This is a genomic window from Paraburkholderia phenazinium (assembly GCF_900100735.1).
Lineage (GTDB): Bacteria > Pseudomonadota > Gammaproteobacteria > Burkholderiales > Burkholderiaceae > Paraburkholderia > Paraburkholderia phenazinia.
This window is the reverse complement of sequence record NZ_FNCJ01000012.1, coordinates 1-13,874: the sequence shown is the minus strand read 5'-3', so window position 1 is coordinate 13,874 and position 13,874 is coordinate 1. Positions and strand designations below refer to the sequence as shown.

The window sequence follows — 13,874 nt, the reverse complement described above, 5'->3', positions numbered from 1 at the left end:
CCTCAGAAATGAAGGCCCGGCGACACGCTCGCGGGCATTTGCAGTTGCGCGCTTTCGACGGAGGCCATCGGGTAGGCACAGTAGTCGGCTGCGTAATACGCGCTCGGGCGGTTGTTGCCCGAGCGTCCTGTGCCGCCGAACGGCGCCGCGGACGACGCACCGTTGGTCGGCCGGTTCCAGTTGACGATCCCGGCGCGAATCGTGCGCTGGAAATGCGTCCACAGGGTTTCGTCGTCGGCCAGCAGCCCGGCGGACAAACCGAATTCCGTGTCGTTGGCGCGTTCGATCGCTTCGTCGAAGCTCGCATAGCGGACGATCTGCGCGAGCGGACCGAAGTGCTCTTCGTCCGGCAGATCCTGCACGCCGGTTACGTCGAGAATCGCCGGCGTGACGAAGCCCAGTTGCGGGTCGCGCTGCTCCATCGTCAGCAGGGACTTGGCGCCGGCGTCGAGCAGATGCGTTTGTGCATCGACCAGGCGCTTTGCGGCGCGCGCCGAGATCACCGCGCCCATGAAAGGCTGCGGCTCGGCGTTGTACTCACCCACCGCGATACGTGAGGTCACATCGACGAGACGTTCGATAAAGCGGTCACCGAAAGCGTCGTTCGGCACAAAGATGCGTCGCGCGCAGGTGCAGCGCTGCCCTGCCGAGAGGAACGCCGATTGAATCGTGTGATGCACCGCTGCGTCGAGATCCGCCACCGGGCCGATCACGAGCGGATTGTTGCCGCCCATCTCCAGCGCCAGCACGATCTCCGGACGGCCGCCGAACTGCTTGTGCAGCAGCGTGCCCGTATCCGAGCTGCCGGTGAAGAACAGGCCGTCGATCTGGCGATGATTCGCCAGCGCAATGCCGGTGTCCTTCTCGCCTTGCACGAGGTTCAGCACGCCGGCCGGCAAGCCGGCTTCGCGCCACACTTCGACGGTCGCATGGGCGACACCCGGCGCCAGTTCGGACGGCTTGAACACCACCGCGTTGCCGGCGATCAGCGCCGGCACGATATGCCCGTTCGGCAAATGGCCCGGGAAGTTATACGGCCCGAACACCGCGACCACGCCATGCGGACGATGCCGCAACACCGCGGTGCCGTCGGCCATCGCCGCGCGCTTTTCGCCGGTGCGCTCGTTGTAGGCCTGAATCGAGATCTCGATCTTGGCCGCCATCGAGGCAACCTCAGTGCGCGCCTCCCACAGCGGCTTGCCCGTCTCGCGGCCAATCGCTTCGGCCAGCGCTTCCTTGCGCTCAGTCAGCAAGGCAGCGAAACGGCGCACGATGGCGCAGCGCTCATCGAGGCTCAACGCCGACCACGTCGCAAAGGCACGGCGTGCGCTGCGCACGGCGCGGTCTACATCGCCGGCCGAGGCGCTATGGCCTTCCCATACTGTCGCGCCCGTTCCGGGGTTACGCGAAGCGAAAACGTGTCCTGTGCCGGCGGCCCATTCGCCGTCGATGAAAAGCTCGGTCATGATCATCCTTGTTTGTGTTTCAGCGGCAGCACCCGTACCAGGTCGCCTGCCTTCACGTCGAGTGCCGCGGCTTCTTCTGCCGTCAAACGGAACACGCCGTCCTGCGGCACGCCTGCTGCTGCGCCGACGCGGAAATCGCCCAGCGAAGTGTTCGATACCAGCGACTTCGGCCTATCCTGCGGCGCGGACCCAGCGCCCGGCGCTGCGATTTCGACCGGCACCACCACGCTCTCGCGCACCGTGCGCAAGTCGGCGATATGGCATTCGAGCACCGGACCCGCATCGAAAATATCGACGTGGTTCTCATAACGCAGCCCTTCGGATTCGAGCATGCGGCGCGCCGGAATCGTGTCGTTATGCGTGAGACCAACGCAATCCTGCGCCTCCTGCGGCAACAGTTCGACATACACCGGATAGCGCGGCATCAGCTCGGCCAGAAACGCCTTGCGGCCATGCGAGCTCAGATAGTCCGCAGCATTGAAATCGATCTGGTAGAAATGCGAGCCCACCGCGCGCCAGAACGGCGAGGTGCCGTTCTCGTCGAAGTGGCCGCGCAACTCCGCGCACAGACGCTGCGGAAAGCGCTCGCGGAACTGCGCGAGAAACATGAAGCGCGAGCGCGACAGCAGGCCACCCACGCCGCTTGTGCGGTAACGCGGGCTGAGGAATAGCGAGCACACTTCGGCATAACCGGTCAGGTCGTGCGAGATATTGAGCGCACGCATGCGCGTCCAGATGCCGAGATCCTGACTCGCATGCACCACCGTGCTCACGCGGTAGTTGTAGAACGGCTGTTCCAGGCCCACCGAAGTTTCGATGCCGCATACGCCGGCCACATCACCCGTAGCCGTGTCTTCCATCACGAAGAAGTAACCGGCCTCATGCGGCGCGGCCTTGTCTTCCATCGTGCGGCGCGAACGCGCAATGCGCGCCGCGAGCGCGTCGCGGTCCGGCTTGAAGGTGGTGAGACCGGGACCGGTCTCCTGAGCGAGCGCGACGAGCGCGTCCACATCGCCCGTCTGCACGACGCGAACGACGATCATTGTGCTTCTCCCGAAAGTTCATCCGGCTGTTCTTCTGTCTGCTGATGCAGCGGCACGCAACGCACCGCATCGCCGTCCTGCACGCCGAGCGCTGTGCGCACCGCTTGCGGCAGCGGCGCGCCTAGCTTCTTCTCGCCGGGCAGATCGGCCAGCACGCAGCGGAAGTCGCCCGCACGGTTGCTGGCGATCAGATACGTGGCGCCCTGCTCGCCCGCGGCAGCCTCGCGCACGGCACGCGTTTCGTTTCGCGTGACGCAGGCGCTGCGATCGACCTGTGCGGTCAGCACCGGACCCGCGTCGAAGATATCGACGAAGCGGTCCGTCTCGAAGCCTTCTTCGAGGTGAATCTCATACGCCAGCAAGGCCTTCTCGTCCGGCTCGCCCAGGACGCGTTGCGCCGATTCCGGCAGCAGCGGCACATAGACCGGATAGCTCGGCATCACCTCAGCGATAAAGGTGCGGCTGCGGCCACCCGATTCGATTTCAATGTCGGCAAAGTTGCGGCCGAAAAACTTGCGCCCCACTGCTTCCCAGAACGGCGACACGCCCTGATCGTCGGTCACGCCAAGCAGCAGCGAGAACACTTCCGACGTGAAGCGCTTGCGGTTGGCGGCGATATACATCATCCGTGCACGCGACATCAGATGCGCGGCAGCATCGCCACGCAGCGACGGGTCGATATAGAAACCGGCCAACCGGCTCTTGCCGGTCAACTCGTGCGACATCGTCAGCGCGTGAATCTTGCGATTCACATGCAGTTCGCGCGACGCATGAATCAGCGCGTCGTTGCGAAACGCGTAGAACGGTTCGGAGTAACCGGCCGCCGCGACGATGCTCGCCGTGCCCAGCAGCTTGCCGGTCTCGCTGTCTTCAAGCACGAACAGGTAAAACTCCTCGCCCGGAAAATCGACTTCCGCGCGGAACGAGTCTTCCGACAGCGCGACGCGCGCTTCGAGCGCACGGCGGTCATGCGGCAGCGAGTGCAGCACGGGTTGAGCCGTGCGTGCCATGTGTTCGAGCGCATCGAGATCGGCGAGGCGGCCGGGGCGTACGAAGAGCATCGTCGTTCCAGTGGCTAAGTTTGGCTAGATAAGTGTGAGGCGAGATTAACGAGCCGGGGCTTCAGCGGTCGCGCCGATCACTTCTTCGATCGCCTTCGCGAGACGCACGAAGCCTTCGTACATGTCGTCGAGCGGCATGATCAGCGACGGCACGAAGCGCAGCACGTCCGGGCCCGCCATCAGCATGATCACGCCATGCTGGCCCGCCGCCGTGACGAAATCTTTCGCACGGCCCTTGAAAGCATCGGTCAGTTCCGCACCGATCAACAGCCCCTTGCCGCGCACTTCCTTGAACAAGCCAAAGCGCTCGTTAAGCTTCGCCAGTTGCCCCTTCAGCGCTTCGCTGCGCATGCGCACGCCTTCGAGCAGCTTCGGATCGCTGATCAGCTCGACCACCTTCTCCGCAATCGCGGCGCCGAGCGGGTTGCCGCCGTAGGTCGTGCCGTGCACGCCCACCTTGAAGTGCGCAGCCAGCTCGTTGGTGGTCAGCATCGCGCCAATCGGGAAACCGTTGCCGAGCGCCTTCGCGGTGGTCAGGATGTCCGGCGTCACGCCCGTATCCTGGTACGCGTAGAAATAGCCGCTGCGGCCGACACCCGTTTGTACCTCGTCAAAAATCAGCAGTGCGCCGTGCTGATCGCAGGCTTCGCGCAGCGCCTTCAGGAAGGCCGGATCCGCGGGGATCACGCCGCCTTCGCCCTGGATCGGCTCGACGATCACCGCGCACGTCTTCGCGCCGATCGCCTTGCGGGCGGCTTCGATATCGTTGTACGGCAGGTGGATGATGCCTTCCGGCACCGGGCCGAAGCCTTCCGAGTACTTCGGCTGGCCACCGACGCTCACGGTAAAGAACGTACGGCCATGGAACGACTGCGTGAACGAGATGATTTCGTACTTGTCGGCGCCATGACGCTCGAAGGCGACGCGGCGTGCGAGTTTCAGCGCGGCTTCGTTGGCTTCCGCGCCGGAATTGGCGAAAAACGCGCGGTCGGCGAAGGTCAGCGCTTCGAGGCGCCTGGCCAGACGCAGCACCGGCTCGTTGGTGTAACCGTTACCAATGTGCCAGAGCTTGCTGCCCTGCTCGCTCAGCACCTTCAGCAGTTCCGGGTGGCCGTGTCCGAGCGCCGTGACGGCGATGCCGCCGGCGAAGTCGACATAGTCGCGGCCCTGCGTATCCCAGACGCGCGACCCGAGACCGCGGTCCGGCACGAAGGCAGCGGGCGAGAACACCGGCACCATCACTTCGTCGAAGGTCTGGCGGTTCACGTTCAGGTCGTTCATGGCAAATCCTCGTTACAGGTAACAGGTAATAGCCCCTAGTTTAGGAAACCGCGGCGGAAACGTCTTGCGCATACGCGACGCGTTCTATCGGGCTTGTTGCCCTTGCTTGCTGCCGTGATGGGCCAAATGGGTGGCCGCGGGCGGCTAGCGCTCCGTGTCATCGGGACGCTCGATCAGCGCAGCCGGGCGCGGCTCGCTGGCCGCCGTGCCGGTCGCGCCGGTCTGTTTTTCGATCCAGTTGCGGCGGTCTTCGCGCGGCGTCACGCCGAAACGCTCACGATACGCGTTCGAAAAGTGCGCCGCCGACGAAAACCCGCAGGCCAGGCTGATCTGCACCACGGATTTGCTGGTGCGCTGCAACTGCGTGCGCGCTTTCGACAGGCGCAGCCCCAGGTAGTATTTGGACGGCATCGAGCCGAGATACTGGCGAAACAGCCGCTCCAGTTGCCGGCGCGACACGCCGACCAAGCCCGCAATTTCATCGCTGGTGAGCGGATCTTCGATATTCGCTTCCATCAGCAGCAGCGCGTCGTTCAGGCGCGGATGACGCTCGCCGGGGGCCGTGACGAACGGAATCCTCTGGCGCTCCTCGCCCGCCCGCAAAACCCCGACGCCGAGCGTATCGGCAATGCGGTCGGCGAGTTCAGGGCCATGGTCACGCGCGATCATCGCCAGCATGAAGTCGACGGTCGCCTGGCCGCCCGCGCAGGTGGCGCGATCGCGGTCGATTTCGAAGATCTGCTGGGTGACGATCGAGCGTTCGAACTGCTCGGAGAACTGCTGATAGGTTTCCCAGTTGACGCTTACGCGGTAGCCGGACAATTGCCCCGCCATCGCGAGCCACCATACGCCATGGTGAATGCCGGTAACGAGCGGTGTGCGCTGTCCAACCCGCGAGAGACTGGCAAGAAACAGCCGGTAATCGGCAAACTGCTGGAACCGTTCGCTGACGATGATCAGCCAGTCGCACGAGATGGCGTCACCGAACGCCGCATCCGCCGGCCATTGCGCGCCGCCCGAAAGCGGCACCGGCCGGCCATCCCATGAACACACCTGCCAGCGGTACAACGCACGGCCGTCGATCTCGTTGGCGAGATTGAGCGCATCGACAATCGGCCCGACGCCCGACATCGACACCGGCGGCAATGCAACGATTGCCACCTGCGTGGTGCGGGTCGGGCTGGACGGTCGGGCCATCAGCGGGGTGCAGCGCGGGGGCGCGTTACTTGAGGCTGCCGGAGAGGAACTGCTTCAGGCGTTCGCTGCGCGGCGCGCTGAGCACCTCGGCGGGCACGCCCTCTTCCTCGGTGCGCCCCTGATGCAGGAACATCACATGATTCGAGACGTTGCGCGCAAAACCCATTTCGTGCGTGACGACGATCATGGTGCGGCCTTCTTCGGCGAGCTTCTGCATGACCTTCAGCACTTCGCCCACCAGTTCCGGGTCGAGCGCCGAGGTCGGTTCGTCGAACAGCATCACATCGGGGTTCATCGCCAGCGCGCGGGCAATCGCCACGCGCTGCTGCTGGCCGCCCGACAGATGCGACGGATACTGCTTTTCCAGACGCGGCGCGAGACCCACCTTCTCCAGATACTCGCGGGCACGCTCTTCGGCTTCGCGGCGCGACAGCCCGAGCACGTGAATCGGCGCCTCGATGATGTTTTCCAGCACATTCATGTGCGCCCACAAGTTGAAGTGCTGGAACACCATCGCGAGCTTCGTGCGGATGCGCTGCAACTGCTTGTGATCGGCCACTTCGAGATTGCCGGCGCGATCGGCCTTGGTACGGACCGTCTCGCCGTCGACGACGATCTGCCCGGCGTTCGGCCGCTCGAGGAAGTTGATGCAGCGCAGGAACGTGCTCTTGCCCGACCCGCTCGCGCCGATGATGCTGATCACGTCGCCCTTGTTGGCGTTCAACGACACGCCCTTGAGCACTTCGTTATCGCCATAGCGCTTATGGATGTCCTGCACGGCGAGCTTGCAGGCTTCAGTTTGAGTCGTGTGGAGCAAGTCGCTCTCCCAAGGTGAATACAGATCCGTCTACAGATCCATCATATGACAGCGATGACGGGATGAACCGCAGCAAAACCGCGCCGCTCAATGCGGCCGCACGGCCAGATACGCCAGCCAGTGCCGCTCGGCGCGCCGGAACAGGGCCACCAGCGCGAACGATACCGCAAGATAGATCAGCGCTGCGATTCCGAAGGCGCTGAACGAGTCGTAGGTGGCCGAATTGGCGTCGCGCGCCACCTTCAGGATGTCCGGCACGGTGGCGGTGAACGCCACGGTCGTGGCGTGCAGCATCAGGATCACTTCGTTGCTGTACAGCGGCAAGGCCCGGCGCAGCGCCGACGGCAGCACGATGCGGCGGTACATGGTGAACCAGCTCATGCCGTAGGCCCGCGCCGCTTCCACTTCCCCGTGCGAGGTCGAACGGATCGCCCCGGCGAAGATCTCGGTCGTATAGGCACAGGTATTCAACGCGAACGCGAGAATAGCGCAATGGAAACCGCTGCGGAAGAACGCATTGAGCAGATCGTGCGAGCGCACGAACTCGAGGCTGTACATGCCCGTGTAGATCAGCAGCAATTGTACGTACAGGGGCGTGCCGCGAAACACATAGGTGTAGAAGCGCACCGGCAGCGACAGCCAGCGCTTCTTCGACACTCGCGCCACCGCCAGCGGAATCGCACACACAAAGCCGATGCCGATCGACGCCACCAGCAGCCACAAGGTGACCGCAAGGCCGGAGAGACGCTGACCGTCCCAGTAGAGGAACGCGCGGCCGAATTGGGAAAGGATCTCGATCATGATCTGCTCAAAGCTCCGCGTGCCGCACGCCAATCGAATAACGCTTTTCCAGCCAGATCAGCACGAGGTTCGACACCGTGGTGATGGCAAGGTAGATGAGCGCCGCGACGAGGATGAAGAAAAACATGTTGAAGGTGCTCTTACCGGCATCCTGGGCCGCCTTGACGACATCGGCGAGACCGATGATCGACACCAGCGCGGTCGCCTTCACCAGCACCTGCCAGTTGTTGCCGATGCCCGGCAGCGCGAAACGCATCATCTGCGGAAACAGGATGCGGGTGAACACGCGCGCCCCGCTCATGCCGTAGGCCGCGCCCGCTTCGAGCTGGCCGCGCGGCACCGCGAGGAAGGCGCCCCGAAAGGTTTCGGTGAAGTAAGCGCCGTAGATGAAGCCGAGCGTGATCACACCGGCCACGAACGGGTCAATGTCGAACTGCGGCAGACCGAGCGCGTCGGTCAGGTTGTTGACCGCGATCTGGATGCTGTAGAACAGCAGCAGCATCAGGACCAGGTCGGGCACCGAGCGGATCAGCGTCGTATAGCCCGTGCCGAGCATGCGCAGCGGGCGGTTGAAGGAAAGCTTCGCCGCTGCACCGGCCAGCCCGAGCAGGACCGCGGCGGCGAGCGACAGGACCGACAACTCGATCGTCTGGATCGTACCGGCGAGCAGCACCGGACCAAAGCCGTAAAGGAACACGTTTGTCTCCATCCAGGTTTCCAGGGAATCAGGCCTCGCGTCGCGGCTTGGTGTGGCGTGGCCGTCGCGAGCCATTCGGCATGGCGCGGATACTCGCAAGCGAAAATGATTTGCTCAAACAGGCGGGCGGTCTCGTGCTGCAACGCAGCATTGAATGAATCGGTCTAATGACGGCGCGAGACGCCTGTTTTAGCGGGTGATATGTGTTTGTAAGCAGCCCGCCGGGCGACCTTGCCCGCCGCGATTTAGCAAGTTTCGGGTCGCTTTTTCGATAGACGGCGCGGCGCGCCCTTTGGCGCATCCTGGCGTCACAACCAGGGCTAACCCGCTACACTTCGGTGATCCGAATCGCCAAACCTTGCCCCAGGACCACGCGCATGAGCTCCCGTTTCGATGCCACCACGCTCGACGTCTATTCGAAGAACGCCTCCCGCTACAGCCAGGAATGGCTCGACCAGCCGCCGCCCAACGACCTCTACGCGCTGCTCGAAACGCATCTGCTGCCGCAAGGCAAGACTGCGGAGATCGGTTGCGGCAACGGTCGCGACGCGGCGTGGCTGGCCGAGCACGACTACCGGGTGTGCGGCTTCGATGCCTCGCCGGGCCTGCTTAGCGAAGCGCGCCGTCTCTATCCGCACATCGAGTTTCGCGAAGCCACGCTGCCGGCGCTCGCGGAGATCGACGAGAGCTTCGACAACGTGGTCTGCGAGACGGTCATCATGCATTTGCCGGCCGAATCGATTCCGTTCGCCGTCGATAGCCTGCAGCGCATTCTGCGGCCCAACGGCGTGCTGTATCTATCGTGGCGTGTCACGGAAGGCACGGACCAGCGCCAGCCCGATGGGCGGCTCTACGCCGCCTTCGAACCGAAGCTCGTGGTGGACGCGCTCATCGGCTGTTCGATCATGCTCTTCGAAGACGTGACGAGCGAGAGTTCCGGCAAGCGGATTTGCCGGCTGATCGCGTCGAAGAATACGCGCGGCTCAATCGATTCCTAGCCGGGCGCGAATCGCCGGCAACATATGCTCGACCGCCGCGCGCCCTTCCTCGATGGCGGGCGCCGCGCGGTGGAAATCGAAAATCCCCATGCCGCCCAGACGCGGCTGAATCAGGATGTCGGCCGGCTCCCCCGCCAGACGGCTGCGGGTAATGCGCACCTGCATGATGTCGATGCTCTGCGCGACCGAGCTCAGCATCGAAGGCACCCGTGCGCTCGGCGCCGGGGCGACCCGCACGTCGTTCGGCTCGCTGCCTTCCGCAGGCGCGAGCCAGCGCGGCCACGGCTTGCCGTTCTTGCGCAGTGACCCGGGCGGCGGCGCATCCGCGTCGGGTTCCAGCGTGGCCGCCGCGGTGATGCCGCCGAAGTCGCGGCCGTTGAGAATGTCGTTGTTGAGGTCCACGGCGATCACACAATCGGCCCGCATGCCGCGCGCCACCGACACCGGCACCGGATTGCTCAGGCCGCCATCCACGAGCCACACGCCGTTGTGCCACACCGGCGTAAAGATGCCCGGAATCGCAATCGACGCCCGCACCGCATCCACCACGCTGCCGTCCTGCAGCCAGGTTTCGCGGCCCGAATCGAGTTCGGTGGCGACCGCCCCGAAGGGCATCTGCAATTCGCTGATCTCGCAGCCGTTGAACTGGTTGGCGAACACCTGGATCACCTTGCGCCCGCCCAGCAGGCCGCCCGAGATGCGCAGGTCGAGCAGGCGCACCACCGTCTGCCAGGTCAGACGCGAGACCCATTCTTCGAGCCAGTCGAGATCGCCGTTCGCATAGACCGCCGCAACCAGCGCGCCGATCGAGGTGCCGCACACGACGTCCGGCTTGATGCCGGCATCGTGCAGCGCACGGATCGCGCCGATATGCGCCCAACCCCGTGCGGCGCCACCGCCGAGCACGAGACCAATGCATGAAGGACGTCGCCGCAGCATCGTGTTCTCCTTATCGCCCTATCGTCCGCGTATTACGTCGGAACGCGAGGTCGTGTACACCTTGTGGAACTGGTCGAAGTGCACGTTGAAGAAACCCTCTTCGGTCACCCCGCCTTCGCGCCACTTCCAGCTCCAGACGGTTTCCGGCTTGAGCGGATAGACGGCGACCTGGCCCGGCTTGCCGAGCAGCCGCCGTACCTCGTCTTCGCTCATGCCCGGCTGGACCTTGGCGAAATTGGCGGCGGTCAGCACCTGGGTGATGGACTGCAGCTTGCCATCGCGGTCGATGTCGACCATGTAGGTGTTCAGCCCTTGCGGGCCGCGCGGGTATTCGAGGCGCTTCGAACCGTCGGTGAAGGTGCGTTCGGTTTCCGGCTCGCCCATCTGCTCGCGCACCTGCGCTTCCGTGGTGATGCCCGGTGTGAGGTCTTTCAGCAGCAGCGCGTCAGGTTTGACGGCATTGAAGAACGCCTTGAGTTTTTGCACAGCACGTTGGCCCTGTTGGTCGTCGCACCCAGCCAGCGCGAGTGAGGCGGCCAGCACGGCGGCGGTAAGCAGTCTGAAGCTCGAAGCCATCTGTCGGATGAGGAGGCAGTCGCTCTGTGAAGGTTGGGTGACAGCATAGCAAACCGCGCACCCACGCGCAGCGGGACGGTCCGCGAGGCATGCATGGGGCATGGAATCGACTGGGGATACGAGCGGATCGGACCGGACTGGAGCGGTTCGGGTCGAACGGGAGCGGACAGCACAAACGAGAACGGCGCAGTGCAATGCGCCGTTGGTGCTGCTGGGGGGAAGCTACGGTGAAATCGAAAGGTACTTCTGCGCTGTGGCAACAACTCGGGCCGACACTTGCAAACCCGCATGAAACCGCGTTGGACACATGCCGCAAAACGAGAAGAGACGACACGCAGCGGTCCGGCTCCGGACGAAGCAATCAGCCGCAGTTCGCCGCTGACCCTACGCTTTCGCCCGTGACAGACCGCTGCACACGGCCGTCTGGTCCCTCGACTATTTTGCCCAGGTGGCGATAATTTAGACGCATTGCATGGATTAGGCGAGCCAGCGTTTACACCGAATTGGCTGAGGATTACACGCTGCTGGTGGCCCGCAGGCCTGCCCCCGCGAATCCCGCCCGCCCCGCGGCCTGCAGCACCGAATCGTTTTGCGGCGTATGGATGCGCGCGCACAGCACGTCGCGGTAGTGACGCTCGAGCGGGTTATCGCGGCTCAGGCCCGGATTGCCGCTCGCCTCCACGGCCAGTTGCACCGCTTCGATCGCCTGATTGGTGACCGTGTATTTGACGAGCGGCGCCTCCTCGAGCGCAACCCGCTCTGCGTGTGCGGTCGCGTCGAGCAGCACGCGATTGCTGAACAGCAGCGCATCGATACGGCCGAGCGTTTGCTGAAACGAGCCAAGGCTCGCGAGCGGCGCGTCGAGATTGGCGGGCGCGCGCTGCGCGGCCCACTCCGCGAACCAGTCGCGGGCCGCGCGCGCCACGCCGTCATAAACCGCCGACAGCAACACGCTCATCCACGCCACGCCAAGCGCGTCGAGCCCCGCGCCCGGCTCGCCAGGAAGCTGCACGTCGACTGCATGTTCGGCTGGCACCAGGACGTTATCGAAGACGATTTCATGGCTGCCGGTCGCGCGCATGCCGAGATGGTTCCATGGCGTGCCGACCCGCACGCCAGGTGTGTCGCGCGGCACCAGCCAGACCCCGACCCGCGGCGGCGTCTCGTCGCTGCGCGCCCACACCGCGAGCCAGGTCAGACCGGGGCTGCCGGTCGAATATATCTTGCTGCCGTTGATCAGCCAGCCGTCACCGCTGCGTGTGGCAAGCGTAGCCGGCAATCCGCCGCGCGCCGGCGAGCCGAGTTCGGGTTCGACGCGTAGCGAATTGATCAGCGCGCCGTCGCGCACCGCCTCCCGCGCGACCCGTTCGCGCAGCGCCTGTGGCCAGCGCGGGTTGCCCTGCAGACGATGGTGAAACAGGTACTGCATGACCAGCACCAGCGCGGTCGACGGCTCGCCACGCGCCACCGCACGCACCACCTGCAATGCCTGCGGCAGGCTCGCGCCGGCGCCGCCCAGTTCGGCGGGCACGGTCAGCGACAGCAGATCGTACTCATGCAGCCGCGCCAGATTGCCGTGCGGAAAGTCGCCGCTGCGGTCGTAGTCGGCAGCGCTCTCCGCAAACTCGGCGCTCAGTTGCGCGAGCAAGGCGCCGAACGCGTCGCTATCGAGCGGTGGATGGCGCCGCGCCGCAGCGTGCGCGCGGCCGGCATCGAAATCAGGGGCGTTCATCGAAGCTCCGGGGTGCGCCATGCAGTGGCCTTGGTCATGCTCTCAGGCCGGTCTAGGGAAACGCTGATTAATGAAGCTCGGCGGTCATCGCTGAGGTAGCCGAGGACGTTATAGAAGGCAGCTCACGAAACGGACCCACGACGATGAAGAGGCAGATCGGCTTCGCGGAAGCGGAAATTGCAGGCAAGAAGCGCGTGACGAGGCGCCAACGCTTCCTGGCCGAGATGGAGAAGATCGTGCCGTGGGAGCGCTTGCTGTCGGCAATCGAGCCGCATTACCCGAAGGGCACGCGAGGCCGTCCGCCGATTGGCCTGGAGCGAATGTTGCGGATCTACTTCCTGCAACAGTGGTACGGGCTGTCGGACGAAGGACTGGAAGACGCGCTGTATGACAGCATCGCGTTGCGCGCCTTCGCCGGCATCGATCTGGCGGTCGAGAACGTGCCGGATGCGACCACGCTGTTGAAGTTCCGGCGCCTGCTGATCGAACACGAATTGACACAGAAGCTGTTCGACGAGATTGGCATCTCGCTGTGTGAGCGAGGACTGCTGATGAAGGAAGGCACGCTGGTTGATGCGACGATCATCGAAGCGCCGCCGTCGACCAAGAACGCCGCGAAGAGCCGCGACCCTGAGATGCATCAGGCCAAGAAAGGTAACCAATGGCACTTTGGCATGAAGGCCCACATTGGAGTCGACGCCGATTCTGGCCTGATCCACAGTGTGGTCGGCACGGCGGCCAACGTGTCGGATGTGTCGCAAGCGCATGCCCTGCTGCACGGGCATGAAGGGCAGGCGTTCGCCGACGCGGGCTACATTGGCGTAGACAAGCGCGATGAAATGAAGGGCAAGACCGTGAAGTGGCACGTCGCGGTCAAGCGCGGAAAGATCAAAGCGATGCAGGAAGGCCCGCTGAAGGAGTTGGTGGTGGCGGTCGAACGAACCAAGGCGCAGATCCGTTCGCGGGTCGAGCATCCGTTCCATATCGTCAAGAACCTCTTTCACCATCGCAAGACCCGATACAAGGGCTTGGCCAAGAACACGGCGCAACTGTTCAGCCTGTTCGCTCTGGCGAATCTGGTGATTGCGCGAAATCTGTTGCGATCGGTTCATGGGAGCAGTCCGCCATGCGTGTGAAAAATGCGAGCACAGAGGCTCGTGCACGAGCCAAATTCACCGAAATGAGCGCCGATTTGATTCGTTAGCCGGAAAGTTCGGCGCCGCTTCATCTGCAAGCCGAACGGGCAACACATTAATCAGCGTTTCC

The 13,874-nt window shown here is 64.2% G+C and carries 13 protein-coding genes; 2 read left to right on the top strand and 11 right to left on the bottom strand.

The features are described 5' to 3' along the window. Positions 1 to 2: 2 nt before the first annotated feature. From astD to BLQ92_RS24055, 8 genes are all read right to left on the bottom strand, one after another. Positions 3 to 1,466, bottom strand: coding sequence for a succinylglutamate-semialdehyde dehydrogenase (gene astD, locus BLQ92_RS24090; protein WP_090687257.1), 1,464 nt, complete (start codon positions 1,464 to 1,466; stop codon positions 3 to 5). Positions 1,467 to 1,468: 2 nt separating this feature from the next. Beyond that, entirely contained in the window at positions 1,469 to 2,509 is a 1,041-nt protein-coding gene (gene astA, locus BLQ92_RS24085) for an arginine N-succinyltransferase (protein ID WP_090687254.1), read from the bottom strand. Next, positions 2,506 to 3,570 carry an arginine/ornithine succinyltransferase subunit alpha gene (aruF, locus tag BLQ92_RS24080; RefSeq protein ID WP_090687252.1) on the bottom strand — a complete coding sequence of 355 codons (1,065 nt, stop codon included), beginning with the start codon at positions 3,568 to 3,570 and terminating at the stop codon, positions 2,506 to 2,508. Before aruF ends, astA begins: the two co-directional genes overlap by 4 nt. A gap of 45 nt (positions 3,571 to 3,615) precedes the next feature. Next, positions 3,616 to 4,851: an aspartate aminotransferase family protein gene (locus BLQ92_RS24075; protein WP_090687249.1), complete on the bottom strand. Its 1,236-nt coding sequence runs from the start codon at positions 4,849 to 4,851 to the stop codon at positions 3,616 to 3,618. A 144-nt stretch (positions 4,852 to 4,995) separates the two neighbouring features. Continuing rightward, positions 4,996 to 6,048, bottom strand: coding sequence for a GlxA family transcriptional regulator (locus BLQ92_RS24070; RefSeq protein WP_090687248.1), 1,053 nt, complete (start codon positions 6,046 to 6,048; stop codon positions 4,996 to 4,998). Positions 6,049 to 6,073: 25 nt separating this feature from the next. After that, a complete protein-coding gene (locus BLQ92_RS24065) occupies positions 6,074 to 6,865 on the bottom strand; it encodes an ABC transporter ATP-binding protein (RefSeq protein ID WP_090687246.1) in 792 nt (263 codons plus the stop codon). Between the two features lie 87 nt (positions 6,866 to 6,952). After that, entirely contained in the window at positions 6,953 to 7,666 is a 714-nt protein-coding gene (locus BLQ92_RS24060; RefSeq protein WP_090687815.1) for an ABC transporter permease, read from the bottom strand. Between the two features lie 7 nt (positions 7,667 to 7,673). Then, the gene (locus BLQ92_RS24055) at positions 7,674 to 8,363 is read right to left on the bottom strand and encodes an ABC transporter permease (RefSeq protein ID WP_090687819.1); all 690 of its coding nucleotides are present in this window, start codon (positions 8,361 to 8,363) and stop codon (positions 7,674 to 7,676) included. Positions 8,364 to 8,740: 377 nt separating this feature from the next. On the opposite strand from BLQ92_RS24055, the gene BLQ92_RS24050 reads away from it, so the two are divergent. Then, a complete protein-coding gene (locus BLQ92_RS24050) occupies positions 8,741 to 9,361 on the top strand; it encodes a class I SAM-dependent methyltransferase (RefSeq protein ID WP_090687244.1) in 621 nt (206 codons plus the stop codon). Here the strand turns inward: BLQ92_RS24050 and BLQ92_RS24045 are convergent. The 3 genes from BLQ92_RS24045 to BLQ92_RS24035 all read right to left on the bottom strand — a co-directional run bounded on the left by BLQ92_RS24045 (position 9,347) and on the right by BLQ92_RS24035 (position 12,608). After that, on the bottom strand, positions 9,347 to 10,300 hold the full coding sequence (locus BLQ92_RS24045) for a patatin-like phospholipase family protein (protein WP_090687242.1): 954 nt from the start codon (positions 10,298 to 10,300) through the stop codon (positions 9,347 to 9,349). The two genes, BLQ92_RS24050 and BLQ92_RS24045, sit on opposite strands and share 15 nt — an antisense overlap. Positions 10,301 to 10,318: 18 nt before the next feature. After that, positions 10,319 to 10,876 carry a hypothetical protein gene (locus BLQ92_RS24040; RefSeq protein ID WP_090687240.1) on the bottom strand — a complete coding sequence of 186 codons (558 nt, stop codon included), beginning with the start codon at positions 10,874 to 10,876 and terminating at the stop codon, positions 10,319 to 10,321. 514 nt (positions 10,877 to 11,390) lie between these two features. Next, positions 11,391 to 12,608 carry an acyl-CoA dehydrogenase family protein gene (locus BLQ92_RS24035; protein WP_090687238.1) on the bottom strand — a complete coding sequence of 406 codons (1,218 nt, stop codon included), beginning with the start codon at positions 12,606 to 12,608 and terminating at the stop codon, positions 11,391 to 11,393. Positions 12,609 to 12,751: 143 nt separating this feature from the next. Here BLQ92_RS24035 and BLQ92_RS24030 point away from each other — a divergent pair, with 143 nt between their 5' ends. After that, positions 12,752 to 13,744, top strand: coding sequence for an IS5 family transposase (locus BLQ92_RS24030; protein WP_090687235.1), 993 nt, complete (start codon positions 12,752 to 12,754; stop codon positions 13,742 to 13,744). Positions 13,745 to 13,874 lie beyond the last annotated feature (130 nt).